The organism is Dietzia sp. 179-F 9C3 NHS (genome assembly GCF_045369825.1).
GTDB lineage: Bacteria > Actinomycetota > Actinomycetes > Mycobacteriales > Mycobacteriaceae > Dietzia.
The window spans coordinates 99,441-125,849 of sequence record NZ_JBIQES010000005.1; the positions used below are offsets into that span (position 1 = coordinate 99,441).

General features: G+C 72.0%; 22 protein-coding genes and 3 tRNA genes. 13 read left to right on the forward strand and 12 right to left on the reverse strand.

Annotated elements, in window-relative coordinates; translation table 11 throughout:
- Positions 1-7: 7 nt before the first annotated feature.
- Together ACH0BZ_RS07950 and ACH0BZ_RS07955 are read right to left on the reverse strand one after the other, a co-directional pair.
- Positions 8-415 (reverse strand): Fur family transcriptional regulator, encoded by a 408-nt coding sequence (locus ACH0BZ_RS07950; RefSeq protein WP_406897567.1) that lies wholly within the window; start codon positions 413-415, stop codon positions 8-10.
- The gene (locus ACH0BZ_RS07955; protein ID WP_406897569.1) at positions 412-789 is read right to left on the reverse strand and encodes an ArsR/SmtB family transcription factor; all 378 of its coding nucleotides are present in this window, start codon (positions 787-789) and stop codon (positions 412-414) included. Before ACH0BZ_RS07955 ends, ACH0BZ_RS07950 begins: the two co-directional genes overlap by 4 nt.
- 179 nt (positions 790-968) lie before the next feature.
- Between ACH0BZ_RS07955 and ACH0BZ_RS07960 the strand changes: the two genes are divergently transcribed.
- Genes ACH0BZ_RS07960 through ACH0BZ_RS07970 form a run of 3 tightly spaced genes read left to right on the forward strand, consistent with a single transcriptional unit; the run spans position 969 to position 4,322 of the window.
- Positions 969-2,363 (forward strand): glycine--tRNA ligase, encoded by a 1,395-nt coding sequence (locus tag ACH0BZ_RS07960; RefSeq protein WP_406897570.1) that lies wholly within the window; start codon positions 969-971, stop codon positions 2,361-2,363.
- Between the two features lie 23 nt (positions 2,364-2,386).
- Complete coding sequence (locus tag ACH0BZ_RS07965) at positions 2,387-3,034, forward strand: YdcF family protein (protein ID WP_406897571.1); 648 nt, start codon at positions 2,387-2,389, stop codon at positions 3,032-3,034.
- Between the two features lie 19 nt (positions 3,035-3,053).
- Positions 3,054-4,322, forward strand: coding sequence for a deoxyguanosinetriphosphate triphosphohydrolase (locus tag ACH0BZ_RS07970; protein WP_406897572.1), 1,269 nt, complete (start codon positions 3,054-3,056; stop codon positions 4,320-4,322).
- A 16-nt stretch (positions 4,323-4,338) separates the two neighbouring features.
- Here the strand turns inward: ACH0BZ_RS07970 and ACH0BZ_RS07975 are convergent, their stop codons facing one another.
- A complete protein-coding gene (locus ACH0BZ_RS07975) occupies positions 4,339-5,679 on the reverse strand; it encodes a serine hydrolase domain-containing protein (protein WP_406897574.1) in 1,341 nt (446 codons plus the stop codon).
- A 62-nt stretch (positions 5,680-5,741) separates the two neighbouring features.
- Entirely contained in the window at positions 5,742-7,781 is a 2,040-nt protein-coding gene (locus ACH0BZ_RS07980) for a TPM domain-containing protein (protein ID WP_406897576.1), read from the reverse strand.
- Positions 7,782-7,849: 68 nt separating this feature from the next.
- Between ACH0BZ_RS07980 and dnaG the strand changes: the two genes are divergently transcribed.
- The 3 genes from dnaG (at position 7,850) to ACH0BZ_RS07995 (ending at position 11,233) form a co-directional block, all read left to right on the forward strand.
- A complete protein-coding gene (gene dnaG, locus ACH0BZ_RS07985; RefSeq protein ID WP_406897578.1) occupies positions 7,850-9,859 on the forward strand; it encodes a DNA primase in 2,010 nt (669 codons plus the stop codon).
- Between the two features lie 79 nt (positions 9,860-9,938).
- Positions 9,939-10,011, forward strand: a tRNA-Asn gene (locus ACH0BZ_RS07990).
- A 166-nt stretch (positions 10,012-10,177) separates the two neighbouring features.
- Positions 10,178-11,233 (forward strand): Ig-like domain-containing protein, encoded by a 1,056-nt coding sequence (locus ACH0BZ_RS07995; protein WP_406897579.1) that lies wholly within the window; start codon positions 10,178-10,180, stop codon positions 11,231-11,233.
- Between the two features lie 115 nt (positions 11,234-11,348).
- Here ACH0BZ_RS07995 and nagB read toward each other — a convergent pair whose 3' ends face one another.
- Entirely contained in the window at positions 11,349-12,095 is a 747-nt protein-coding gene (nagB, locus tag ACH0BZ_RS08000) for a glucosamine-6-phosphate deaminase (RefSeq protein WP_406897580.1), read from the reverse strand.
- Positions 12,096-12,213: 118 nt separating this feature from the next.
- Between nagB and ACH0BZ_RS08005 the strand changes: the two genes are divergently transcribed.
- The 3 genes from ACH0BZ_RS08005 (at position 12,214) to ACH0BZ_RS08015 (ending at position 14,399) form a co-directional block, all read left to right on the forward strand.
- A complete protein-coding gene (locus ACH0BZ_RS08005; protein ID WP_406897581.1) occupies positions 12,214-13,605 on the forward strand; it encodes a carboxylesterase/lipase family protein in 1,392 nt (463 codons plus the stop codon).
- A 51-nt stretch (positions 13,606-13,656) separates the two neighbouring features.
- A tRNA-Ile gene (locus tag ACH0BZ_RS08010) sits at positions 13,657-13,733 on the forward strand.
- Between the two features lie 102 nt (positions 13,734-13,835).
- Complete coding sequence (locus ACH0BZ_RS08015; protein WP_406897582.1) at positions 13,836-14,399, forward strand: PepSY domain-containing protein; 564 nt, start codon at positions 13,836-13,838, stop codon at positions 14,397-14,399.
- 14 nt (positions 14,400-14,413) lie between these two features.
- Here ACH0BZ_RS08015 and ACH0BZ_RS08020 read toward each other — a convergent pair whose 3' ends face one another.
- A complete protein-coding gene (locus tag ACH0BZ_RS08020; RefSeq protein WP_406897583.1) occupies positions 14,414-15,520 on the reverse strand; it encodes an alpha/beta hydrolase in 1,107 nt (368 codons plus the stop codon).
- Between the two features lie 141 nt (positions 15,521-15,661).
- Between ACH0BZ_RS08020 and ACH0BZ_RS08025 the strand changes: the two genes are divergently transcribed.
- Both ACH0BZ_RS08025 and ACH0BZ_RS08030 read left to right on the forward strand, forming a co-directional pair.
- Entirely contained in the window at positions 15,662-16,537 is an 876-nt protein-coding gene (locus ACH0BZ_RS08025; RefSeq protein ID WP_406897584.1) for a serine hydrolase domain-containing protein, read from the forward strand.
- A 206-nt stretch (positions 16,538-16,743) separates the two neighbouring features.
- Positions 16,744-17,253, forward strand: a complete 510-nt coding sequence (locus ACH0BZ_RS08030) for a DUF3145 family protein (RefSeq protein WP_406897586.1) — start codon at positions 16,744-16,746, stop codon at positions 17,251-17,253.
- 111 nt (positions 17,254-17,364) lie between these two features.
- Here the strand turns inward: ACH0BZ_RS08030 and ACH0BZ_RS08035 are convergent, their stop codons facing one another.
- From ACH0BZ_RS08035 to aceE, 5 genes are all read right to left on the reverse strand, one after another.
- Positions 17,365-18,801, reverse strand: a complete 1,437-nt coding sequence (locus tag ACH0BZ_RS08035) for an acyl-CoA carboxylase subunit beta (protein WP_406897588.1) — start codon at positions 18,799-18,801, stop codon at positions 17,365-17,367.
- Positions 18,802-19,059: 258 nt separating this feature from the next.
- On the reverse strand, positions 19,060-19,311 hold the full coding sequence (acpM, locus tag ACH0BZ_RS08040) for a meromycolate extension acyl carrier protein AcpM (RefSeq protein WP_406897589.1): 252 nt from the start codon (positions 19,309-19,311) through the stop codon (positions 19,060-19,062).
- A 101-nt stretch (positions 19,312-19,412) separates the two neighbouring features.
- Positions 19,413-20,339: an ACP S-malonyltransferase gene (locus tag ACH0BZ_RS08045; RefSeq protein ID WP_406897590.1), complete on the reverse strand. Its 927-nt coding sequence runs from the start codon at positions 20,337-20,339 to the stop codon at positions 19,413-19,415.
- A 155-nt stretch (positions 20,340-20,494) separates the two neighbouring features.
- Entirely contained in the window at positions 20,495-21,742 is a 1,248-nt protein-coding gene (locus tag ACH0BZ_RS08050; protein ID WP_406897591.1) for a PucR family transcriptional regulator, read from the reverse strand.
- The gene (gene aceE / locus ACH0BZ_RS08055; protein ID WP_406897593.1) at positions 21,739-24,549 is read right to left on the reverse strand and encodes a pyruvate dehydrogenase (acetyl-transferring), homodimeric type; all 2,811 of its coding nucleotides are present in this window, start codon (positions 24,547-24,549) and stop codon (positions 21,739-21,741) included. Before aceE ends, ACH0BZ_RS08050 begins: the two co-directional genes overlap by 4 nt.
- A gap of 290 nt (positions 24,550-24,839) precedes the next feature.
- Here aceE and ACH0BZ_RS08060 point away from each other — a divergent pair, with 290 nt between their 5' ends.
- Both ACH0BZ_RS08060 and ACH0BZ_RS08065 read left to right on the forward strand, forming a co-directional pair.
- Positions 24,840-25,274 carry a DUF3052 domain-containing protein gene (locus ACH0BZ_RS08060; RefSeq protein WP_406897594.1) on the forward strand — a complete coding sequence of 145 codons (435 nt, stop codon included), beginning with the start codon at positions 24,840-24,842 and terminating at the stop codon, positions 25,272-25,274.
- An 81-nt stretch (positions 25,275-25,355) separates the two neighbouring features.
- A tRNA-Val gene (locus ACH0BZ_RS08065) sits at positions 25,356-25,428 on the forward strand.
- A gap of 85 nt (positions 25,429-25,513) precedes the next feature.
- Here the strand turns inward: ACH0BZ_RS08065 and ACH0BZ_RS08070 are convergent.
- A complete protein-coding gene (locus ACH0BZ_RS08070) occupies positions 25,514-26,287 on the reverse strand; it encodes an LGFP repeat-containing protein (RefSeq protein ID WP_406897595.1) in 774 nt (257 codons plus the stop codon).
- Positions 26,288-26,409 lie beyond the last annotated feature (122 nt).

Sequence of the window (26,409 nt, forward strand, 5' to 3'; positions counted from 1 at the left end):
GCGTCGGTCAGGCGGCCGCGCAATCGGCGCACAGGCCGAACAGCTCGACGGTGTGCTCCACGTCGGCGAAGCCGTGGGCGGAGCCGGTCGCGTGGGCCCACGACTCGACCTCCGGGCCCTCGACCTCGATGGTGAACCCGCAGCGCCGGCACACCAGGTGGTGGTGGTGCGAGTCGGAGCACTTGCGGAAGATCGCCTCGCCCGAGTCGGTGCGCAGCACGTCCACCGCGCCGGCGTCCGCCATCGACTGCAGCGTCCGGTAGACGGTGGTGAGGCCGATCGTGTCGCCGCGGTCGCGAAGCTCGGCGTGGAGGTCCTGGGCCGAGCGGAAGCCCTTCGACTCGTCGAGCAGGGCCGAGATGGCGCTGCGCTGCCGGGTCGACCGGACCCCGATGGGCTTGCCGGGTGTGGTCACGGGCGGTCCTCTGCGGCGTGGACCACCGCGGCCTCCACGATGCTCAGCAGATGGTCGTCGATGAGCTCGTAGCGGATCTCCCGGCCCTGCCGGTGTGCGGCCACCACCTTGGACGTCTTGAGCACCCGCAGGTGCTGGCTCACGAGCGGCTGGGCCACGCCCAGCGCGTCGACGAGCTCGTGGACGCAGCGCGGACCCTCCCGCAACTGCAGGACGATCCCGATGCGCAGCGGCGCGGACAGCGCGCGGAGCAGCTCGCCGGCGGCCTCGACAACGGGCACGGGCGGAAGCGGGACGGGCGCGGCCTCGTGTGCGCAGTGGTGGACGTCGTCCGCCGACTCGGGGTCGATTGTCGGGTCGGGTCCGGGTCGCATCTCAGGGCACCTTCCGGGCGCGGCTGCCGCGGGCGCGGCGGTGGGGTGGGGACCCCAGTATCCCAGACCACCGGAGGCGACCGGATACCCTGGGGGAAGTGGCGCGCCGCACGGTCGGCGCGCCGACGCCGTGTACCGGCGGCCGAACCACACCGACTCATCAAGGGAGAACCCCCGACGTGGCTTCCTCAACGTCCGTCATCGACACCGTCGTCAACCTCTGCAAGCGCCGGGGCCTGGTGTACCAGTGTGGCGAGATCTACGGCGGTACCCGGTCGGCGTGGGACTACGGGCCGCTGGGCGTGGAGCTCAAGGACAACATCAAACGCCAGTGGTGGCGGACCTTCGTCACCGCCCGCGAGGACGTCGTGGGCCTGGACTCCTCGATCATCCTGCCGCGCCAGGTGTGGCAGGCCTCCGGCCACGTCGACACCTTCACCGACCCGCTCGTCGAGTGCCTCAACTGCCACAACCGCCTGCGCCAGGACCACCTGCAGGAGGCGTACGCGGCCAAGAAGAAGCTCGACAACCCGGCCGACGTCCCGATGACGGAGATCGCCTGCCCCAACTGCGGCACCAAGGGCAAGTGGACCGAGCCGCAGTTGTTCTCCGGTCTCATGAAGACCTACCTCGGCCCGGTCGACAACGAGGTGGGTCTGCACTACCTGCGCCCGGAGACCGCCCAGGGCATCTTCATCAACTACAAGAACGTCATGACCACCGCCCGGCGTAAGCCGCCGTTCGGCATCGCGCAGATCGGCAAGGCGTTCCGCAACGAGATCACCCCGGGCAACTTCATCTTCCGCACCCGCGAGTTCGAGCAGATGGAGATCGAGTTCTTCACCGCCCCGCAGGACGCGAACTCCTGGTTCGAACGGTGGGTCGAGGACTGCTGGGACTGGTTCGTGGACCTGGGCATCGACCCGGCCAACATGCGCCGCTTCGACGTGCCGGACGACGAGCGCGCCCACTACTCGGCGGGCACCATCGACTTCGAGTACAAGTTCGGCTTCGCCGGCGGTGAGTGGGGCGAGCTCATGGGCGTGGCCAACCGCACGGACTACGACCTCTCGCAGCACCAGGAGCACTCCGGCGAGGACCTGCAGTACTTCGACCAGGCCTCCGGCGAGCGCTACATCCCGCACGTCATCGAGCCGAGCTTCGGTCTCACCCGTTCGCTCATGGCATTCCTCATCGACGCCTACACCGAGGACGAGGCGCCCAACGCCAAGGGCGGCGTCGACACGCGCACGGTGCTCAAGCTGGACCGCCGGCTGGCCCCGTTCAAGGCCGCCGTGCTGCCGCTGAGCCGCAACGCCGACCTCTCGCCCAAGGCGCGCGACCTCGCCGCGCAGCTGCGGAAGAACTGGAACGTGGACTTCGACGACGCGCAGGCGATCGGCCGCCGCTACCGCCGCCACGACGAGATCGGCACCCCGTTCTGCATCACCGTGGACTTCGACACCCTCGAGGACCAGGCCGTCACCATCCGCGAGCGGGACACCATGTCGCAGGAGCGGGTGGCGATCGACCAGGTCGAGGGCTACCTGGCGCAGCGTCTCCTGGGCTGCTGACCGGACGCTGGCACACTGGTCGGGTGAGCAGATCCCGGTCCCCGTTCCGCGCGGCGACCAGGGGCCTGGGCTGGCTCCTGGTGATCGCGCTCCTGGCGTGCCTCATTGTGCCCGGGTTCATCGCGTTCCGCGTCTGGCACGTGGCGCGGGTGGACGACCGGACGACGGCCGACGCGATCGTGGTGCTCGGCGCGGCGCAGTACCACGGTGTCCCGACGCCGGTGTTCAAGGCGCGGCTCGAGCACGCCGCGACCCTCTACGAGCAGGGCGTCGCGCCGCAGGTCATCACCGTGGGCGGCAACCAGCCGGGGGACACCTACACGGAGGCGGGCTCCGGCCGGGCCTACCTCACCGAGCTGGGCGTGTCCCCGCTGGCGATCCTCGCGGTGGAGACCGGTACCAACACCGTCGGCAGCCTCGAGGCCGTGGCCCAGACGGTCAAGGACCAGGGCGGGTCGTCGGTGGTGCTGGTGAGCGACCCCACACACTCGTACCGCGCGCGGATGATGGCGCGCGACGCCGGCCTGGATGCGTGGACCTCGCCGACCCGGCACGGGCCCGCGGTGTGGACGCGCGAGAACCAGATCATGAGCATCATCCGGGAGACCGGCGCGGTGCTCTGGTACCAGTACCACCGGCTGGCCGGCACGGACGTCGACTTCCCGGGATGAGCGGGTCGAGGAGGCACGCATGACGGGCTACGCCTACGCCGCGGCGGACGGCGAGCGCCGGGTGGCGGAGCGCACCGAGCGCGCGGACGGGGCCGGTACGGCGAGCGAGCGCAGCCCCTTCGAGCGGGACCGCGCCCGCGTGCTGCACTCGGCGGCTCTGCGCCGGCTCGCGGACAAGACGCAGGTGGTGGGCCCTGGTGACGGGGACACCCCGCGGACCCGGCTCACCCACTCACTCGAGGTGGCGCAGATCTCCCGCAGCATCGCCGCCGGGCTGGGGTGCGACCAGGACCTCGCCGACCTGGCGGGGCTGAGTCACGACATCGGCCACCCGCCGTACGGCCACAACGGCGAGCGTGCCCTCGACGAGGTGGCCCGCGGCTGCGGCGGCTACGAGGGCAACGCCCAGACCGTGCGGATACTCGCGCGCCTCGAGCCCAAGGTGGTGGACGCCAGGGGCCGCGGGGTGGGACTCAACCTCACGCGGGCCGCGCTGGACGCGGCCACCAAGTACCCGTGGCTGCCGCGGGAGGGCACGACCAAGTTCGGGGCGTACGCCGAGGACGCGGACACCCTGGCGTGGATCCGCGAGGGCGCGCCGGGCGACCGCCGCTGCCTCGAGGCGCAGATCATGGACTTCTCCGACGACGTGGCCTACTCGGTGCACGACGTCGAGGACGCGATCGTCGCCGGCCGCCTGGACCTGCGTTCCCTCGCGGACCCGGACGAGGCTGCGGCGCTGGCCGACCTGGGCGCGCAGGAGTTCCGCGGCCCGGACGCGGCCGACCTGCGGGCCGCCGCCGAGCGTCTCGCCGCGCTCGAGGTGGTGCGCGCCGTGCAGCCGTTCGAGGAGACTTTCGCCGGCCTGGTGGCGCTCAAGACGCTCACCAGCGAGCTCGTCGGCCGCTTCGTCATGCCCGCCATCCACGCCACGCGCGAGCGCCACGGTGCCGTTCCGCACGGGCGCTACAGCGCGGACCTCGAGGTGCCGGCCGAGGTCGAGGCGGAGGTGGTCATGCTCAAGACGATGGCCGTCCGGTACGTCATGAGCGACCCCGGCCACCGGGTGCGGCAGGAGCGCCAGCGCGACCGGATCCACCGGGTGGCCGAGTACCTCGCGCACTCCGCGCCCGCAGGTCTCGACCCGGGTCTGCGGCCGCTGTGGGACGCCGCGCCCGACGACGCCGCGCGGATGCGGGTGATCGTGGACCAGGTGGCGCTGTACACGGAGAGCCGGCTGGAGCGGATCGACCGCGCGAGTGCCGGCATCCAGGCGGCCTGGGGCTGAGTCCGGCCGCCCTCCGTCAGCCCACCGCAGCGGCGACGTCCCGGACCAGCGCGTCGACCCCGAGCGAGTCGAGCGTGCCGCCGGGGGAGAAGCCCGTCCGGACCACCACGAGGTCGGCGGAGGGCACCACCACGACGTACTGGCCGTCGTGCCCCGACGCCCAGTAGGCGTCCGCGGGCATCTTCGGGAACCGCGGCGAGGTGCCGTCGCGTGCGTCGTTGATCCACCACTGTGCGCCGTACGGCTCGGGCTCGCCACCGGCCGGGATGACGTCGGTGGAGTAGTCCATCCAGCCCTCCGGGAGCAGACGCCGGCCGTCGATCACGCCGTCGTCCAGGACGAACTGGCCGAAGCGCGCGAAGTCGCGCGGGGTGGCCCATAGGTAGGAGCTGCAGACGGGGCCACCGCTCGCGTCGGCCTCGAGCACGGCGCTGCGCATGCCGAGCGGTGCGAAGAGCAGCTGGTCGGCGAAGTCGGTGCCGAGCCCGGTGCGTTCGCGGACGAGGTCGCACACGATGTTGGTGGTGCCGGAGGAGTACTGCCGGTGCGTGCCGGGCTCGTGGGCGAGGGGCTGGGAGGCGGCGAAGGAGGCCATGTCGGGCTCGGAGAACAGCATTCGGGTGATGGGCGTGCCGAGGTCGTACTCCTCGTCCCATTCCAGCCCGGAGGTCATGCGGAGCAGGTCGTCGAGCGAGATGTCGGCGCGCTCGTCGGTCCACTCGGGCCGCAGCCCGGTGGCCTCCGGGTCCAGTCCGGCGTCGGGATGCTCGAGCCGGGCTCGCCCCACGAGGGCGGCGGTGACGCTCTTGGCTATGGACCACCCGAGCTGCCGGGTGTCGGGGCCGAAGCCGGCGGCGTAGCGCTCGCCGACGACCTCACCGCGGTGGACGACGACGAGACCGCGGGTCCCCTCGACGGCGGCCGCCACGTCGAGCGCCCGGTCGATCCCGACGGGCGCGTCGCCGGCGTGGGGGAGCGGGACGCCGCCGGGCCCGTCCGCGCCGGCGGCGGGGAGGCCGGCGGTGGTCCACGCGGGCCGCTCCCCGGCCACGGCGCAGCCGTGCTCGGTGAGCCAGGCCGTCTGGTGGAACGCCACGCCCAGCACGGAGGAGGTGGCCGACCCCTCGGCATCGTCGAGCTCGGTGCGAAGGACGGGGACGAGAGGGTTGGGCGGCAGGTCGTCGGCCGGGTCCCCGGTGCGGTCGGTGAGGTGGTGGATCGCACACGCGTTGTGCGCGGCGTAGCCGGTGCCCGTCATGAGCATGGGGCGATACCAGACCCCCGCGGCGACCACGGTACTGACGAGCAGGACCAGGACCGTGACCAGTGCGATGAGGAGCTTCCGGCGGCGCGTCATGGATCACAAGGCTAGCCGCCGCGGGGTGCGGCCCGGTCGCGATCCGGCGGGGTCCGGTCGGCTCAGAAACGCCCGCCGGCGCTCCCGCCTCCGAAGCCACCGCCGCCTCCGAAGCCACCGCCGAAGCCGCCGCCGCCCCAGCTGCGGCCCGAGCCGAAGCTCGAGCCGGCGCCGCGCATCATCCCCTGGATGAGCGCGCCGGCGACCATGCCGCCGACCATCGCGCCGGTGCTGGGGCCGCCGCGGGGACCGCCGTGGTAGCGGCCCGTGTACTGCGGACGGGAGGCGTCGTTCTGTGCCTGCCGGAGGGCTTCGCGGGCGAGCGCGATCGCGCGGTCCGCGTACGGGAAAGCGGCGGGTCCCTCGGTGGCCTCGGCGGTGGCGAGGGCCTCCTTGGCGGAGGCCAGGCGGGTCCGGGCGGTCTGGCCGATGACGTAGGAGCGGGCCGAGATGTAGTCGTCGGCCTCGCGGACGGCACCCCGGGCGCGGGTGAGGGCGGCCTGGCGGGCGGCGCGGGCGCGGTTGGCGGTCTCCGCCTCGTTCCCGGCAGCCGCGAGCGCCTCGTCGAGGTCGCGGTCCACGTCGACCAGGCGCGAGAACGTGCCGAGCGGGTCGGACTCGCCGTGGCGGCGCGCATCGTCGGCGGCGGTCCGCGCGGCGGTGGCCGAGTCGCGGAGCCGGCGGGTCGTGGCGTCGCTGACGTCGGTCGAGCCGAGCAGCCGGGCCGCGATCTCGAGTTCCTCGTCGACCTCAGCGACGAGCGCGCCCAGGTCGCGGCGGGCGGTGGCGATGTCGTCGGCGGCGTGGTCCACGCCGTCGAGGAGCTTCTCGGCGCGGGCGAGCTCGCCCTCGGCGGTCGTGATCGCGTCCACGGCCTCGCCCTGCTCACCGACAGGGCGGGCCAGGGCGCCGCGGGCGCGTTCGACCTCGGACTCGGCGGCGGTGACGAGTTCGGTGGCCAGTTCCACATTGTCGCCGATCGAGGCCAGCGCGCCGGCGGGGAAGCGCTCGCGCAGCTCCTCCAGGGTGCGGGCGGACTCGGGGAGGCGGGCGCGCAGGGTCACGGTGCGGCGGGTGAGGGCGTCCACGGTGGCGCCGCCGTTGATGAGCAGGTCGCGCATCCGGGCGAACGCCTCGGCCTGCCCGGCGAGGCCGCTCTCGGCGCGTTCGCTGCGGGCGGCCACCTCGAGGAGCATGGCGTGGCGCTGGGCCGGGGTCTCGGGGATGTCGTCGTCGAGGCGCTGGACCACGGCGTGGGCGGCCGCGAGCTCAGCGGTCGCGGCGCCGAGCGCCTCGCGGAAGGGGCGGGTGCGTAGGTCGCCGAACTCGCTGCTCGCGGTCTCCAGGGCCGTGCGGCTGGCCTCGACAGCCTGGTCGGCGTCCACGAGGCCGGCGCGGGCGCGCTGATCCAGGACCTCGAGGGGCAGGCGAGCGAGGCGGGGATCGTCGCCGGGGATGTCGCGTGCGGACTCGGCCTGTTCGGCGGTGCGGCGGGCGGTGCGCCGCCGGCTCAGCGCGATGACGGCGGCCACCACGGCGACGACGCCAGCGAGCAGCGCGAGCACCACCCAGCCGGAGCCCCCGGCGCCCGAGCCGGAGCCCCGACCCTCGAGGCCGTCGGCCGCGCCTGTCACCGCGCCGGCCCAGTCGTCCACGGCGAGGCGGGGCTCGATGTCGGACGAGCCGATCCGGTCTGCGCGCTGTTGGTCTGACGACGCCGAGGCTCCCGGGTCGCTGAGCAGGAACTGGTACGTGCGGTCCTCGACGGCCACGGCGAGCAGCGCGTCGGTGGTGCCCAGGTCGGAACGGCGCCACGTCTGCAGCGCCCACTGCTCGCGCCCGAGCCCGTCGAAGGAGTCCACGAACACCACCCAGAGCTGGACGTTCTCGCGTGAGCGCAGCTCGGCGAGCCGGGACTCGACCGCGCCCCGCTCACCGCCGAGCGCGCCCACGGAGTCGGTCACCTGGGTCTGGAGGCGCGACGGCGGCTCGGCGTCGGCGCGGGGCGCCGCGCCGGCCACCACGAGGAAGGCCGCGAGCGCGGCGGCGACGAGCAGGGCGACAAGGCGCGCGGGGGTCCCGGACCACGAACGGGGCATCATGGGCCCAGCGTATCGGCCGCCCCCGGAGCGGGCACCGGTCCGCGTCGCCGGCCGCTACTCTGGACGGCATGGCAGGGCGGATTCCGGAGCAGGACATCGCCGCGATCCGCGAACGGACCCGTATCGAGGAGATCGTCGGCGAGTACGTCGCGCTCAAGCCCGGCGGCGTGGATTCCATGAAGGGCCTGTCGCCGTTCAAGGACGAGAAGACGCCGTCGTTCCACGTGCGCCCGCAGCACGGCTACTTCCACTGCTTCTCCACGGGCGAGGGCGGCGACGTCTTCACGTTCCTCATGAAGATGGAGCACATCAGCTTCGTCGAGGCCGTCGAGCAGTTGGCCGACCGGATCGGCTACCGCATCAACTACGAGGGCGGCGGGCAGGTGGTGCGGCGCGACCGCGGCACCCGGTCCCGGCTCGCCCAGGCCAACGCGGCCGCACAGCAGTTCTACGCCGAGCAGTTCCGCACGAGCGAGGAGGCCGAGACCGCTCGGCGTTTCCTCCGGGACCGTGGATTCGACATGGCGCAGGCCGAGCACTTCGGCTGCGGCTACGCGCCGTCGGGCTGGGACACCATGAGCAAGCACCTCATGCGCCAGGGGTTCGAGGCCAAGGAGCTCGAGGCGGCGGGCCTGTCCAAGACGAGTTCGCGCGGCACGCTCATCGACCGGTTCCACCGCCGCCTGCTCTGGCCCATCCGCAGCCTGGCGGGGGAGGTGATCGGCTTCGGCGCGCGCAAGCTCTTCGACGACGACACGCTGGGCAAGTACATGAACACGCCGGAGACGCTGCTCTACAAGAAGTCGCAGGTGCTGTTCGGGCTGGACGTGGCCAAGCGGGACATCGCCGCCCAGCGGCGCGCCGTGGTGGTCGAGGGCTATACGGATGTCATGGCCATGCACGCCGCGGGCGTCACCACGGCCGTGGCCGCGTGCGGCACGGCGTTCGGCGAGGACCACCTGTCGACCCTGCGCCGGCTCATGCTGGACGACTCCTCGTTCCGCGGCGAGATCGTCTACACCTTCGACGGCGACGAGGCCGGCAAGAAGGCCGCGCTCAAGGCGTTCGCGGGGGACCAGCAGTTCACCGGCCGCACCTTCGTCGCCGTCGCCCCTGCCGGCCAGGACCCCTGCGACCTGCGCCAGGACAAGGGCGACGCCGCGGTGCGGGACCTGGTCTCGGCGCGGGTGCCGATGTTCGAGTTCGCGATCCGCTCCATGTTGGAGGAGTACGACCTCGACCACGCCGAGGGCCGCGTCGAGGCGCTGCGCCGCACCGTGCCCGTGGTCGCCGACATCCGCGACGCCACGCTGCGCGACGAGTACGCGCGGCAGCTCGCCGGCTGGGTGGGTTGGGACGACCCGGCCACCGTCCTGCGGCGGGTACGGGAGGAGGCCCGCAAGAAGGGCCGCGCGAGGTCCCGTGACGCCGGCCCGCGGCGCCGGGGGCAGGGTGGCCCGGGCGGGGGAGGGCCGCGCCCGATGCGCGACCGCGTGGAGCGGGGCGGCCGGGGCCACGACGACGAGGCGCGCGGATACCGGGACGAGCCGCCGGCCCCGCCCGAGCCGACGGGCGTCCCCCTGCCGAATCCGGCCGACCCGGCGCTCTGGCCGCAGCGCGAGGCGATCAAGGCCGCTCTGCAGTACCCGGGTCTGGCCGGGCCGCTCTTCGACTCTCTGCCGGGCGAGTGCTACACCCATCCCGCGTACGCCGGGATCGCCGATGCGCTGACCGGTGCCGGCGGGTGCGCCGCCGGCAAGAGCGGGGCGAACTGGGTGTCGGAGGTGTCGGAGGGACTCGCCGACGTCGGCCTCCGGAAATTGGTCGGCATCCTCGCCGTCGAGACCCTCCGCGCCTCCGAGGAGGCGCTGCCGCGGTACGTGTCCGGGGTCCTGGCGCGGCTGCAGGAGGTGTGGGTGTCCGGGCAGATCGCGGACCTCAAGTCCAAGGTGCAGCGCATGAGCCCGGCGCAGGACCCCGAAGGCTACTCGGCGCTCTTCGGCGACCTCGTGGCGCTGGAGGAGTACCGGCGAGGCCTGCTCGAGCAGGCGGTGGGCGCCACGCCAGACATGGCGTAACCAGCCGATTTGGTCTCCGCGCAGGCGCGCACTAAGGTAAGACCTCGGTGTCTGGCGGTGACGCTGGCACCGGACACAGTCCCCCATAGCTCAATTGGCAGAGCATTCGACTGTTAATCGAAGGGTTATTGGTTCGAGTCCAATTGGGGGAGCAGAACCAGGGCGGGCCCGGGGAGAGATCCCCGGGCCCGCCCTTTGTGCGGGGCATGCGCCCCTCGTCGATGTCACGCTTCCACACATGTGAATTCATTGATTATGGTGGCGGGGTACATACCCAATGGAGCCGGCACCGCTCCTTTATGTCCTCACGAAGTGCGTGTGTGCGACGGCTCGGTTCAGGAGTTTCTCATGTCCGCACTTCTCCGGCGCTTCCGCGGCCCCACCACGGCCCTCGCCTACGTCGGCCTCGCGCTCGGTCTCGCCGCGCCTACTGCCCAGGCCCAGGGTTGGGACCAGGATCCCGTCCGCTTCTTTGCCCAGGGCAATGACCAGTGCGAGGTCACATTCACCATCGTCAACAGGACAAATGCGTTCTACTACATTGACTTCATCATCGACGACGAGGATCCAGCGAGCCTGGTCGGTGTACCCGGTGGCTACAGCGGGGGACTGACCGGGAGCACCGTGAAAAACACGGTGAAGGGTGTCACGAAGATCAGATACGTCGGACGCCCCGGCGTCCAGGCGCAGCCATCGTCGCCGACGATGCCGCCGAGCACGAAGTACGAGAGCGACCGCGATCCGGTGACCACCACGAGGACGCGCAACATTCTCGAGCAGGCGTGGTTGCCCAACCCCACATCCGATACGCACACCATCACCTACCAGGTCGTCTTGGGCCCTCACGCGCCACACAAGGGCTGGGATCCCGTTGCTCAGGACTTTGTCACGTACACCACCGATGTGTCGGGTTGTCACGTGGTACCCACGGCGACCCTCGATGCTCCGTCGATCGCGGCTCCGGGTACGCCGGTCGACCTCACGGTCACCCTCGACCCGGCGGCGGAAGGCACGGTCCAGTTCTTCGCCGACGGCGTGGCGATCGGTGAGCCGGTCGCCGTGACCGACAGAACGGCGACCCTGAGCCATGTTTTCGATTCGGTCGGCGACCACGCGATCACGGCCAAGTTCACGCCTGGCAATCCGCGGTTCACCGATGCGTCCGCCGGGCCGATCACGGTCACCGTGCAAGAGCCCTCGGACGGGACGGAGTCGTTCGGATCCCTGAGCGCGGGATCGCTCGGGTCGCTGTCGAACGACGGCGACGGCTCGGCCGGTTCGTCAGTTCCCGGGTCCGGCGGCGAGGCGGACGGTGGTTCGACCGGTTCGCTTGTCCGGATCGCCGGAACCTCGACCGCGGGATCGGGTGAGTGACATGACGAACTTCGGCGTCGACGGGGCCGTCGGCAGTGAGTCGACCCTCCTCGGATCGTTGGCGACCATCACCACAGTGGTCGGACGGGCCGGAGGACTAGGCCGGAAAGTCCGGTTACTCGCTTCGGAGCCGTCCGTGCAGCCGTGAGGCCGCCGCCTCGTCGAGGATCACCGTGGCGTGGGAATGGAGCTGCAGCACAGAGGCCGGGCAGCTCGGGTCGGCGGGCCCCTCGATCATCGCCGCCACGGCCTCGGCCTTGGCCTCGCCGGTGGCGATGAGCAGCAGGGCGCGCGCGTCGCGGATCGTCCCGAGCCCCTGGGTGAGCACGTGCACCGGGACCGCGCTCGTCGAGCCGCCGAAGAACCGGGCGTTGTCCGACACGGTCTGGTGGTGCAGCGTCGCGCTGTGCGTGCGCCGGTCCAGCGGGGTGCCGGGCTCGTTGAAGCCGATGTGGCCGTTGCTGCCGATCCCCAGCAGCTGTAGGTCCACGCCCCCCGCCGACCGGATCGCCTCGTCATAGAGCCGGGCGGCACGGTCCGGGTCGGAACTCGTGCCGTCGGGACCGAACACCTCGTCGTCGGGGATGTCGATACTCTCCGTGAACTCGCGGCGGATCGTGCGGTGGTAGGACTCCTCGTCGTCGGGTGTGAGCCCGAGGTACTCGTCCAGGAGGAAGGCGCGGACGCGGGCAAAGGACAGCGCCGCCTCGCGGTGCCGGCGGATGAGTTCGCGGTACGTGGCGACGGGCGTCGAGCCGGTGGCCAGGCCGAGCGTCATCGGTCCGGGGCGCACGTGCTCCTCGACGATGTCGGCGGCGGCGACGGCCGCGCGTGCCGGGTCGGGGGTGATGACGACGTCCATGGATCCCTGTGGGGTGCGGGGCGCGCAGGAGCGCCGGGAACATTCGGGCCATTGTGCCCTAATACCCCCGGGGGTCACGAACCGGGGCGCGCCGCGCCACCTCGCTAGGCTGACGGACATGCCACAGCCGCGGGTCACCCTGTCCACCGGCGCGGTGCGGGGCACCGACCTCGGGGGCGCTCACCGGTATCTGGGCATCCCGTACGCGCAGGACCCGGTCGGCGACCTCCGCTTCGCGCCACCGGAGCGGCGCCGAGCGTGGCTCGGGGAGCGCGACGCCACCCGGCCCGCCGCCACCGCTCAGCGCCTGCGCTTTGACCCGAACCCGGCGATCCCCGAGCCCATCGTCGCCGGGACGGACGTCCTCCACGTGGACGTCTGGACGCCGGCGACGCCCGCGGCCGGCGGGTCCGGTCACCCCGTGCTGGTCTGGATCCACGGCGGCGGCTGGGAGTCCGGGTCCTCCCACCAACCCTGGTTCGACGGCTCGTCCTTCGCACGCCGCGGGATCGTCGTGGTCTCGGTGGGCTACCGCCTCGGTGTGGAGGGCTTCACCCCGTTTCCCGACGCCCCGGACAACCGCGGGGTCCTCGACTGGATCGCCGCCCTGGAGTGGGTACGCGACGAGATCGGTGCGTTCGGGGGCGACCCCGGGCGGGTCACGGTCGCCGGGCAGTCCGCCGGGGGCGGTGCGATCCTGTGCCTGCTCACCTCGCCCGTGGCTCAGGGGCTCGTCCATGGCGCCATCGCCGCCTCACCCGCGATGCTGCGTTCACCGGCGGCGTCCACACCCAAGGGCGTCCGTGCGGAGGAGCTCGCCGCGGGCGGGCGCGGCGCGATCGACGAGTTCCACCGCCGTTTGCGCCGCGAGAACCCGCTCAAGCTGCCGTTCCGCCCCACCATCGGCGACGAGACCGTACCCGTGCCCCCGATGGAGGCCGTGGCCGCCGGGGCGGGCGCGGACATCCCGCTGATGATCGGCGCCACCGCCACGGAGTTCGACGAGGTGGTCGGCAGGATCCCCGGCCCGGCGCTTGTCCCGGGCGCGGCCCTCGCACTGCGGGCACAGCGGGTCCCCGTCAAGGGCCTCGGCGCGCTGGCGCGGCAGTCCGCCGGCCGATCTGTTCGCACGAGCGTCGGCGCCGCGATCAACGCCGCCTCCTTCCACTCCACCGTCGTGGGCGTGGCCGAAACGCGGGCCGCCGAAGGGGCCGCGACATGGGTCTACGACTTCCGTTGGGCCGGGGGTCGCGGCGCGGTCCACTGCTCCGACCTGCCGTTCTTCTGGAACGCCCCCGCGGCAGAGAACGTCGAGGAGTTCCTCGGCGCGCCCCCGCCGCCGGACCTCGTCGCGGCGATGCACGACTCCTGGGTCGACTTCGTCCGCCACGGCGACCCCGGCTTCCCGCCCTACGCCCTGCCCGGGCGCAGGGTCCGCGAGTGGGACGACCCGCCCGAGGACGTCGACGACGGGCTCGCGCGGGTCCGGGCCGTCTGGCGGCCCGAGTAGCCCGCCGACCGCTTGCTAGGCTTTCCCCGCGCCGGGTCGCCCGACGCCCAGGGGGCTATAGCTCAGTTGGTTAGAGCCGCGGACTCATAATCCGCTGGTCGCGGGTTCGAGCCCCGCTGGCCCCACCACCGTCGTCGCGCGAGGTCGGATCACGCGCGCCTCATGTCGGCTTCATCGCGGACTCACGCCGCGTCAGTACTGTCGTGGACAGGCGACGAAGGGACCGAGCGATGACGGCGAACGAAAAGGTGGCGGCCGCGGTGGTCGCCGCGAGCGCACTGATCCTGGGCGGGTGCGGCGGAAACGCGAGCGAACCCGCCGTGGAGACCGTGACCGAGACGATGCCCCTTAGCGAGTCCCTTCCCCGGGAGGCGCCGGACGGCGAGGCTCAGGCCGGGGCCCGGCAGGAGGTCGACGGCGACGACCCGGTCTTCGCCGCTGTCGATGCCGTCCTGGCGGAGCGTTCCGGCGCGGTGGTCGTGGGCATCGACCGCGACGACCGCGACTCCTACGACGTCGACGTGGTGCAGGACGGCCAGGTGGTGGAACTCGAGGTCGGGCCCGATGGCGCGGTCCGCGAGGACGAGCGCGAGGGGGATGACGACGACGCCCGCGACGCACGGGCCGCCACGGTCTCCGCCGCCGACGCGATCCGGCAGGCCCTGGAGAAGCACCCGGACGGCGTGCTCGACGAGATCGACCTCGATGAGCACGACGGGAGACTGCGCTGGGAGATCGAGCTCGACGACGCGGACCGCAGCGACCTGGTGGAGCTGGACCTCCCCGCCACATAGCTGAGGAGGAGGCCCTACGCGAGCCCCATCCGCAGCGCCCCCACGGCCTCGGAGAGCGCGGCGCGTGCGAGGGGCGTGGCCCCGACGGCGTTGACGAAGGGGTGGACCATCGTCGGGTGCCGACGCAGTGAGACGGTGACGCCGGCGTCGGCCAGCCGCCGGGCGTAGGCCTCGCCCTCGTCGCGCAGCGGGTCGAACCCGGCGGTGGCGACGTGCGCCGGCGGGAGCCCGGAAAGATCCTCCGCCAGCAGCGGGGAGGCGCGCGGGTCGGTGCGGTCGTCGTCGGACCGCAGGTAGGTGGTCTCGTAGAAGTCCATGTTCGAGACGGTGAGGAAGTAGCCCTCGCCGAACAGCTCGTAGGACCGGGTGCGCGCCGACATGTTCGTGGCGGGGACGAAGAGCAGCTGGAAGTCCGGGGTACGCTCGCCGGCGGCCCGGGTCTGCTGGCACACGACGGCCGCGAGGTTCCCGCCCGCGCTGTCGCCGCCCACTGCGATGCGCTCCGGGTCGGCGCCGAACGCGTCGGCGTGGGCGCGCACGTATCGGTAGGCGGCCAGCGCGTCGTCCACGGCGGTGGGAAAGAGGAACTCCGGCGCGAGCCGGTAGTCCACGCTGAGCACCCGCAGCCGGCCCTCGTGAGCGAGGTAGCGGCACGTCGCGTCGTGGGAGTCGACACTGCCCAGCACCCAGCCCCCACCGTGGAAGTAGAGGAGCATCGGCAGGACCTCGTCCCCGGGGACCGGGGAGTAGAGGCGGGCCGGCAGGTCGGCCGGGGTCGTCTCCCCGGAGGCCGACGGCATCCCGGCCAGGGGCAGTATGACGTCCTCGACCACCGGGAGGCGGACCGTCCCCCCGGACGCGGTGAACGCCGAGCGCTCCACGGTCTGGCGCGCCTGCTCGATCGGCATGTCCTCGTACTCACCGGGCGAGGTCAGCGCGATCATCCGGATCCCGGCCTGGAAGTGCGGGTCGAGCTCCTGGCCGTCCACCCGCCGGGCCCGGCCGGCGGCGAGTCGGATCAGCGGGCCAGGCAGGGCGCCCGCGGTGGTCATGACCGTCTGCGAGAGGCGGTCGGCGAGCGAGGGGGAGAAGTCGCGGTGGCCGGACATCGGGGAGGGCATGGGGGTCATTGTGCCGAGCGCACGCGCGGGCGACGGGGGAATCACGCGGGACGGCCCGGAGGCGGTAGCCGGCGGTGGGTGTTCTGGAAGACTGGCCCCACGCGCCGGGCCCCGCCGGCGCCTGACACCGGGAGGCCCACGATGACCGACCAGTTCGATCGAGATCGGTTCGCGACCGCCTTGTCGGCCGTGGATGACTGGCCGGTGGACCATGTGTCGGCGGCGGTGGTGGGCCCCGAGGGGGTCCTGGCCTCGACGGGTGACGAGAACCGTGTCTACCGACTGGCGTCGGTCACCAAGCCGCTCGTCGCGGTGGCGGCGCTGCTCGCCGTGGAGGAGGAGGCCATCGGGCTCGACGACCCGGCCGGCCCCGAGGGCTCCACCGTCCGGCACCTCCTCGCCCACGCCTCCGGGCTGGACTTCGCCGACCGTGAGAAGGTCCGCACGGAGCCGGGGAAGCGGCGCATCTATTCCTCCGCGGGGTTCGAGGTGCTCGCCGACCACATCGACGAGGCCACCGGGATCGCCTTCCCCGACTACCTGGCCGGGGCGGTGTGCGCGCCGCTCGGCATGGGCTCGACCACGCTCGAGGGCTCCGCCGGGCACGGCGCGTCCGGCAACCTGGCGGACCTGGCGGAGTTCGCGCGGGAACTCGTGGCGCCGCGACTCCTCGCCCCGGAGACGCTCGAGGAGGCGGTGTCCGAACAGTTCCCCGGCCTCGACGGGATCGTGCCAGGGTACGGCATGCAGAAGCCCTGCCCGTGGGGTCTGGGATTCGAATTGCGCGACGCCAAGCACCCGCACTGGACGGGGCAGCACAACTCCCCGGCGACCTTCGGCCACTTCGGCCAGTCCGGGACCCTGCTGTGGGTGGAGCCGGAGATCGAGACCGCGCTCGTCGTGCTCACCGACCGCGACTTCGGTGACTGGGCCAAGCCGCTCTGGCCCGAGCTGTCGGACCGGGTCGTTGACGTCGCCACCCGCCGCTCCCGCGACGAGGACGCGCTGGGCGGCTGAGTTCCGCCGTGAAGAGCCGACACGCCGGGGGGTCTTCCCCCGGCGTAATCACGCTGCTGTAACTTTGCTGAGAATCCAGAAGTGTCCCTGGTGAGCAAGCGTCACTTGAGGCACACTGGTTCTCGATAACCACATAAGCATCATCGTTCACGCGATTTCACGAGGTCGTTGGGGAAGACGTCCCTCAGTGAGTCGGGAGTGAAGCGATGTCTGACATGAACCCCTTCGCGGATACGACGACGGGTGTGGTCTTCATCCACGCCGCGCCGACCGCGTTGTGCCCCCACGTCGAGTGGGCTCTCGCGAGCACGCTCGACGCGACCTCCGCCATGCGGTGGGAGGACCAGCCGGCCCAACCCGGCGCCCGCAAAGCGGTCGTCGACTGGATCGGCCCCGTCGGCACCGGCGCCCGCCTGGCCGAGTCCCTCGCCAAGTGGTCGATGCTCGCCTTCGAGGTGACCGAGGACCCGAGCGACCTCGTCGACGGCGAGCGCTTCTCCCACACCCCCGAACTCGGTATGTGGCGCGGCCAGACCGGCGCCAGCGGCGACGTGGTGGTGGGGGAGAACCGCCTGCGTCACCTCATGGCCGCCGGCCCCGCCGCCTTCCACGCCGCCATGGAGGAGGAGCTCGGCGCCGCCTGGGACCGCGCCCTCGAGCCGCTGCGCGGCCACCCCGTCGCCGCCGAGGTCACCTGGCTCTCCCGCGTGGGCTGACCCCCGCGACCGACTCCCGACCGACACGGGCGACGCCCGCACCCTCTCGGGGTGCGGGCGTCGTCGCATGTGCCCGGCGGCGCGGTGCATCGGGCGAGCCGCGCCGTCAGGTCACAGCGGGATGTTCTTGTGCCGGCCGCGGACGTGCGCGGCCGCGTCCAGCGCCTCGGCGAGGCGACGGCGCGTGTCGGTGGGCTCGATCACCTCGTCGACCACGCCGATGGACACCGCCCGGCCCACGCCGCCGGCGATCGCGGCGTGCTCTTCGGCGAGCCGCTCGTGGAGCTCCTCGCGCTCGTCCTCCGGCGCCGCGGCGAGCGTGCGCTTGTGGAGGATCCCCACGGCGGCCTTGGCGCCCATCACCGCCACCTCGGCGTCCGGCCACGCGTAGACCGCCGACGCGCCCAGGGCGCGCGAGTTCATGGCGATGTACGCGCCGCCGTAGATCTTGCGCGTCACCAGGGTGACGCGCGCGACCGAGGCCTCGGCGAAGGCGTGGAGGAGCTTGGCGCCGCGGCGCACGACACCCTCCCACTCCTGGTTGACGCCCGGGAGGTACCCGGGGACGTCGACGACGACGAGGAGCGGCACGCCGAACGCGTTGCAGAGGCGGACGAAGCGCGAGGCCTTCTCTGCCGACTCCGAGTTGAGGCAGCCACCCAGGCGCAGCGGGTTGTTGGCGATCACGCCGACCGTGCGGCCGGCGAGGCGGCCGAAGCCCACGACGATGCTCGGCGCCCACTTGGACTGGAGCTCCTCGAAGGTCGTGCTCCCGTCGACCGGGGAGGAGTCGAGGATCCCGTGGACGAGCGGCCGCACGTCGTACGCGCGCTTGGCGGACTCGGGGAGCAGCCCGGCGAGGTCCGTGTGGTCCGACTCTAGGGCCTGCGGGTCGATCTCGCCCTGGGCCGAGAGCAGGGTGACGAGTCGGCGGGCGCGGTTGAGGGCATCGCGCTCGTCCTCGGCGGCGATGTGGCACACGCCCGACTTGCGGTGGTGCACCTCCTGGCCGCCCAGGCCCTCCATGTCGACCTGCTCGCCGGTGACGGAACGGACCACGTCGGGCCCGGTGACGAAGATCTTGCCCGCCGGGGCCATGATCACGACGTCGGTGAGGGCGGGGCCGTACGCGGCGCCGCCGGCGGCGGGTCCGAGTACCACGGAGATCTGCGGTACGAGGCCCGAGGCGCGGACCATGGCCTCGAAGACGGTGCCCACGGCGTGGAGCGCCTCGACGCCCTCCGCCAGTCGCGCCCCGCCCGAGTGCCAGACGCCCACCACGGGCAGCTGCTCGTCGATCGCCACGTCGATCGCGTGGACGATGTGGCGGCAGCCGTCGAGGCCCATGGCGCCGCCCATGACGGTGGCGTCGGTGGCGTAGGCGATGGTGGGCACGCCGTCGATGAGACCGCGTGCGGCGAGCGCACCCGAGGCGTCGGGTTCGGTGAGGAACTCCAGCGACGCCGGGTCGAAGAGGTTCTCGAGCCGGACGACGGGGTCGCGCGGGTCGATCTGGGTGGTGTGATCCACGGTGGTGGTGATGGTCATGGAATGCAGTCCTTTCCGTGCCGCTCGACCCGTGACGGGCAGTGCGGGCTGATGGACCCCCGGACTGTCTGGTGGTCGACCGGCGTTCGAGAGGGACCCCCGTCCCTGCTCACGCCGGCCGCGTGTCGCCCCGCGCGAGGCGGGGCGGGTGGGCGTGACGTCTGCCCTACGGGAGGGAGAGGACACGGGCTCGTCCTGGTGCACCGACCGCACCAACGGCCCTTGTCGTGTCCCCGCCCCGACCCACGGGACGGGGCGTCAGCCCTGGTCGATCTTCTGGATGTACTCGACGGCGTCGGCGACGGTGCGCAGCTTGGCCAGGTCCTCGTCGGGGATCTCGACCCCGTAGCGGTCCTCGGTCTGGACGGCGATCTCGACCATGGAGAGCGAGTCGATGTCCAGGTCGTCGACGAACGACTTCTCCGGGGTCACCTCGGACGGCTCGATCCCGGTGACCTCCTCGACGATCTCGGCGAGTCCCGCGATGATCTCGGCCTCGGTGCGTGCCATGTGGCTTCCTTCCTTGTCGGTTGCGCCCCTCCCGGCGGGAGGGACGTGGTCGTCATGACACGGCCGCCGGATCCCTCCGGCGGCCGCGGGTTCGGGGGCGGCTAGGTGCCGCTCAGTGCGGGGACGTTCGCCACGGTGGCGTCGAGATCCTCCGGCGTCGTGAGCCCGTGGCGGGCGGCGTCACGCATCTCGCGCTTGGCGATGCCCACGAGCGCGCCGGACGGCGGCAGCTCGACCAGGGTGTCCACGCCCAGCTTGAGCATGGTCTGCGTGCACAGGTCCCACCGCACGGGGTGGGTGATCTGCGAGACCACCCGGTCGAGGGCGTCCCGACCGGAGGTGACAACGGTGCCGTCCGCGTTGGACAGCAGCGTGAGCTCCGGGTCGCGCACCTCGAGCGAGGCCGCGAGCTCGTGCACCGCCTCGACGGCGGAGGCCATGTAGCCGGTGTGGAAGGCGCCGGCCACCTCGAGGCGTCGCAGACGGGCGCGGGTGGGCGGGTTCTGCTCGAGCGCGTCGCACGCCTCGAGGGGGCCCGCGGCCACGATCTGGCCGGCGGCGTTGCGGTTGGCCGGGGTCAGGCCCGCGTTCTCGAGGGAGAGCAGGACGTCGGCCTCACGGCCGCCGAGGACGGCGATCATGCCGGTGGGGCGCTCCGCGCAGGCACGGGACATGGCCTGGCCGCGCAGCGAGGCCAGGCGCAGTGCGTCCGTCTCGGAGATGACACCGGCGATCGCGAGTGCCGCGACCTCGCCGATGGAGTGCCCGGCCACCACGGTGTCGGACGGCACGTCGCCCCGGCGCCGGAGCTCGGCGGCCCCGAGGAGAGCGGAGGCCACGACGAGTGGCTGGGTCACCGCGGTGTCGGTGATCTCCTGCAGTGTCGCGGTGGTGCCCAGGTGCGCGAGATCCAGACCGCCGGCGGCGGACCACTCGGCGAGCCGAGCGGCCGCGCCGGGCAGTTCGAGCCACGGCGCGAGCATCCCGGCCTTCTGAGACCCCTGTCCTGGGGCGGTGAGACAAAGCACGAGTATCAGGGAACACGGCGGGGCCCCTTCGGGATGATGTTCCGCAAGCCAGAATCACCCGCCGGTTTTTGTGGGTTTCCCACAAAAGCCGAGTTGGCCAGGCGTCCATCTGATCACGAAGCGTTTTCGTTACACAGTGTGGCAGGTGTGAAGAACTACGTCTCCTGTGAATGGGATTCGTCGAACATCCCGAGGACGAGGGCGATCCGGAGCACGAAACCGTCCCTCGAATCGAGGGGGTCGAACTGCGTTATCTGTCCGACTCTCTTGAGTCGGTACCGCACCGTGTTGGGATGGACGTACAACCGCCGCGCGCACGCCTCGACGTGTCCGCCGGAGTCGAGGTAGGCGCGCAGCGTCTCCTCGAGCGAGGGGTCCGCGCCCCGCAGGGGGGTCACCACGCGGTCGACGAGCAGGCGCGCCGCGCCGCGGTCGCCCCCCAGGACCCGCTCGGGCAGCAGATCGATCGCGGCCACGGGCCGCGGGGCGCCCGGCCAGCCGCGGACGGCCGCGGCACCGGAGAGCGCCTCCGCGGCACTGCTGGGCGCGTCCCCGAGGGAGCCGACCGTGTGGCCCACCACGACGGGCTCGTCGGGGGCGAAGGACTCCAGCAGCGCGGCGGGGACCGACAGGACGGAGTCGAGCTCGCCGGAGAGGATGACGACGAGGCGTGCGCCCTGTACCACGGCGAGCGCGTGCCGCCCCGCCGCGACCGCCGCGTTGTGCACTGCCGGGACCGCGGCGATCCCGAGGTCCGCGTGGGGGGTGCCCACGATGACGGTCGCCGACGTGGTGGGATCCCAGTTGAGCGCCGACGCGCCGGAGGTGAGGTCGGCGTGCCGGTCGCCGCGCACCACCGCGTCGACGATCATCGCCTCCATCCGGGTGTCCCACGCACCGCGGTTCTCGGCGGCGGCGGCGTAGACGGAGGCCGCGGTGAACCCGAGCTCGCGGCCGAACTTGAGCACGGCGGCGATCATGAGCCCGCGCTGGCGCTCGTTGTGGCTGATCCGCGGCATGACCAGCTCGAAGTACTCGAGTGTGGACCGGACCAGCTGCACGGTCTGCTGGAGCGTCAGCCCCTGGCCCAGCCCCTTGGGGAGCAGCTTGAACCCGGCGATGGTGTCAGTGTGCTGGGCGTCGGGGTTGCGCATCCACGTGACGAAGTCGCGGACGGCGCTCTGGATGATGAGCTGGATCTCCGCCCGCTGGTCGGCCGAGAGCTCGGCGAAGAACGGCAGCTCCTCCTCGAGCGCGCGGACGGCCTCGGTGGACAGGGTCCCCGAGTACCGGGTGATGCGCTTGAGCAGCGCGTCGGAGACCGGCCGCTCGTCCGGGGGGACGCGCGTGGCGGAGCGCCCCGGCACGGGTGCCGGGGTCCCCGCCGCCGCGTCGTCCGTCATGCCACCCCGGGGTCCGTCGTGGGCTCGGGCGCGGCCATGACGTCCTCGATCCGGTACTTCCGCGCCGCCTCGACGGCGAGGCGCTTTTCGACCGTGCCCTCCCGGGCGAGTCCGGCGAGCACCGCCACGACGATCGACTGGGCGTCGGTGTTGAAGTAGCGGCGCGCGGCGGGCCGGGTGTCGGAGAACCCGAAGCCGTCGCAGCCGAGCACCGTGTAGTCACCCGGGACCCAGCCGCGGATCTGGTCCGGGACGGCCTTCTGGAAGTCGCTCACCGCGACGAACGGGCCCTCGCTGTTCTGCAGGGAGGCGGTGACGAAGGGCACGCGCGGCTGCTGGTCGGGGTGCCGCAGCGCATGCCGCTCGCAGTCGTGCCCGTCGCGCGCGAGCTCGGTCCACGAGGTGGCCGACCACAGGTCCGCCGAGACGTCCCACTCCTCGGCGAGCAGCTTCTGGGCCTCGACCGCGGCGTACATGCCCACGCCGGAGGCGAGGATCGACGCCTTGTGCGTGCCCTTCTCCCCCTTGCGGAACGGGTACAGGCCGCGCAGCAGCGCCTCGGCGTCGAGATCCTCCGGCTCCGGCGGCTGCTGGACGGGCTCGTTGTACAGGGTGATGTAGTAGGAGACGTTGCGGTCGATGCCGTCGGTCTCCGTCTCGTGCGCGGCGCCGGGGCCGTACATCCGCTCGATGCCGGCCCGCATGATGTGGACCAGTTCGAAGCCCCACGCCGGGTCGTAGGAGATGATCCCCGGGTTGGTGGCGGCGAGCAGGTGCGAGTGGCCGTCCATGTGCTGCAGGCCCTCGCCGGTGAGCGTCGTGCGGCCGGCTGTGGCTCCCAGGAAGAACCCGCGGGCGAGCTGGTCGGCTGCCGCCCAGATGGCGTCGCCGGTCCGCTGGAAGCCGAACATCGAGTAGAAGATGTACAGCGGGATCATCGGCTCGCCGTGGGTGGCGTACGCGGTGCCGGCGGCGGTGAACTCGGCCACCGAGCCGGCCTCGCTGATCCCCTCGTGCATGATCTGCCCGTCCTTGGCCTCCTTGTAGCTCAGCATGAGCTCGTGGTCGACCGAGGTGTAGTTCTGTCCGTGCGGGTTGTAGATCTTCAGCGTCGGGAACCACGAGTCCATGCCGAAGGTCCGGGCCTCGTCGGGGATGATCGGGACGAAGCGTTCGCGCAGCGCGTCGTCGCGCATGAGCTCCTTGCAGATCCGTACCAGGGCCATCGTGGTGGCCACGTCCTGCTTGCCCGACCCCTTGCGCATCGAGGCGAGCTTGTCCAGCGAGGGGACGGTGAGTGGGGTGAAGGTCTGGCGCCGCTCGGGGACGTGGCCGCCCAGTGCCTGCCGGCGCTCCAGCAGGTAGCGGATCTCCGCCGAGTTGGGGCCGGGGTTGTAGTACGGCGGCAGCGTCGGGTCCGCCTCGAGCTCCTCGTCGGTGATCGGGATGTTCTGCTTGTCGCGGAACAGCTTGAGGTCGTCCAGCGTCAGCTTCTTCATCTGATGCGTCGCGTTGCGGCCCTCGAAGTTGTGGCCGAGACCGTAGCCCTTGATGGTGTGGGCGAGGATCACCGTCGGCTGGCCCGTGTGCTCGAGCGAGGCCTTGTACGCGGCGTGGATCTTCCGGTAGTCGTGCCCGCCGCGCTTGAGGGCCCAGATGTCGTCGTCGGACAGGTCCTCGACGAGCTTGGCGGTCCGCTTGTCGCGGCCGAAGAAGTGCTCGCGGATCCACGCACCGTCGTTGGCGCGGAACGTCTGGTAGTCGCCGTCGGAGACCGAGTTCATGAGCGAGACGAGGGCGCCCTCGGTGTCCTTCTCGAACAGTGCGTCCCACTCGCGGCCCCACACCACCTTGATGACGTTCCACCCGGCGCCGCGGAAGTAGGACTCCAGCTCCTGGATGATCTGCCCGTTGCCGCGGACCGGTCCGTCGAGGCGCTGCAGGTTGCAGTTGATGACGAAGGTCAGGTTGTCGAGCGCGTCGTTGGCCGCGATCTGCAGGGCGCCCCGCGACTCGACCTCGTCCATCTCGCCGTCACCCAGGAACGCCCACACGTGCTGCTGCGAGGTGTCCTTGATGCCCCGGTTGTGGAGGTACTTGTTGAACCGCGCCTGGTAGATGGCGTTGATGGGGCCCAGGCCCATCGAGACGGTGGGGAACTCCCAGAACTCGGGCAGGCAGCGGGGGTGCGGGTAGGACGGCAGTGAGCGCCCGGGGTGGCTCTTCTCCTGTCGGAAGCCGTCCAGGTCGTGCTCGCGGAGCCGGCCTTCGAGGTAGGCGCGGGCGTACATGCCGGGAGAGGCGTGGCCCTGGAAGAAGACGTGATCGCCGCCGCCGGGGTGGTCCTTGCCGCGGAAGAAGTGGTTGTAGCCCACCTCGTAGAGCGGGGCCGCGCCCGCGTAGGTCGAGATGTGGCCGCCGACGCCGACCCCGGGGCGCTGGGCGCGGTGCACCATGACCGCCGCGTTCCACCGGATCCACTGGCGGTAGGTCCGTTCGATCTCCTCGTCGCCGGGGAACTCGGGCTCGAGCTCGGTGGGGATGGTGTTGACGTAGTCGGTCGAGGTGAGCGCGGGCAGTGGAACGCGCTTCTTGGACGCGCGCTCGAGGAGCCGAAGCATGAGGTAGCGGGCGCGCTCCGGGCCGGCCTCGGCGAGCAGGCCGTCGAGCGAGTCCATCCACTCCTGGGTCTCCTCGGGGTCCGTGTCCGCGAGGTAGGAGGCGACGCCCTCCCGGAGGACCGGCACGTTGGTCGGCGTGGAAGTGGTCTTGGCGTCCGTCTCCCGGGTGTCCGCGTTCTCGCTCATCGGTCTCGTCCTCACTTCTACGGTGTCCTCCCGGTGGGGCGGCCACGTCTCGTGGTGCAGTCGGGTGGTCCGCCGTGTCACGCGGGTGTGGGGCGGACGGGCGACGGACCGGGTACGGGCCCGGTGGGCCCCTGGCCATGATTGTGCCCGAAAGCGTGACGGGCGACACGGGGCGCCGTCGGCGGGCACGAAAAGGGCGGTAGGCGTGTCCCCGGTAGGGCCGCGCGGGTAGTGTTCCTGGGCAGCAGAGGTCTACTCTGCGCCAACGAACTCGAGGGAGGAACACCACGGTGGTCGCCGCGGCGAACCAACAGGACGGAGCGGGCCAGGTTGCCGGTCAGCTCGAACTGACGGAGGGCATGCTCGTCCAGGAGGTCGGATGGGATTCCGACTGTGACGAGGCGATCAGCGAGGCCGTGGAGGACGCGGTCGGATCGGAGCTCCTCGAGGAGGACACCGACGAGGTGGTGGACGCGGTCCTGCTGTGGTGGCGGGACGGTGACGGCGACCTGGTGGACCGGCTCATGGACGTCATGACCCCGCTCGCGGACGAGGGTTGCGTGTGGGTGCTCACGCCAAAGACGGGAATCGACGGCCACGTGGAGCCCGCGGTGATCGCCGAATCGGCGCAGACCTCCGGGATGCACCAGACGCGTACCGCCTCGCTCGGGGACTGGGCCGGCAGCCGGCTCGCCCTGCGCAAGAAGGCCACTCCCCGCAAGTAGAGTCCCCACTCCGGCGCGGTACGCCGCCCCCGGGGTGCGTTACTCTGACCCGCACCGGCGTGCACCCGTACGCCGGTGTCGGCGCGTGTAGCTCAGCGGTTAGAGCTCTGGTCTTACACACCAGCGGTCGGGGGTTCGAGTCCCTCCGCGCGCACGTTCTGTGGGCCCCGGATCGACGGTGACCGTCGATCCGGGGCCTCACTCGTGCGTGGGGGCCGGCCGTGCGGCGCCCCGCCGCGTCAGGAGAACTGATCGATCCACCCGGCCACCATGTCGGCGAGCTGGTCGCCCAGGCCCGCCTCGGGCGAGGGCGTGGAAGGCTTCTCATCGGGGGAGTAGTTCCAGTCGAAGCTCACGCGGCCCTCTCGGGTGACCCGGATCGTTCCGCCTTCGAACTCCTGCACCCAACCGTCGTCGGTCGCCTTCTCGGGGCCGACGGGCAGGCCGAATGACCCCTTCTCGGCGCCGTCGCGCCACCAGGCGTCGCGGATGAGGCCCCAGGTGACGAAGGTGCCCTCGTCGGGCACGGCGTAGATCGTGCCGCCCTCGAAGTGGTTGCCCCGGGCGACCTTCTCGGTGCGTGAGGACGGCTTGCCGCTCCACTCGCGGGTGGTCGGGTAGCCCAGGGGGCCGACCTCCCACTTCTCGGCCTCCCACCGGTCCCGGATCGCGCCGCCGATCTGATTGGCCCGGCCACCGGCGACGCCCGGCGCCCAATAGATCGACTGGTCGTTCTGGAACACCTGGAAGCGGCCGTCCCGGGCGATCGGCGTCTCGGGGGAGAGGGCCGGGCCGAAGAAGTCCTCGGGCGACTGACCGTTCGCCTGAGCGGCCGCGAGGTACTCCACCCTGATCGCGCCCCCGATCTCGTGCTCCTGCGCGCCCGCGGCCGGCGCCACGGCGGCGAGGGTGCCGAGCGCCATCCCCGCGGCGAGGGTGGCGGTGAGTGCGCGGCGCGTGAGCGGACGGCGGGCTGTGGCGGGCTGGTCTGCGTGGACGTGCGTTCTGGTCATGGCGATCCTTTCCCGGATGCTCCGGAGCAGTCGGGCTCCCGGCCGGGCCCTTGTCCCGACCATGGTCAGTCGAACTGTACCGCTGCCGCCGGATGTGCACAGCACTCCTGTCACATCAGCCA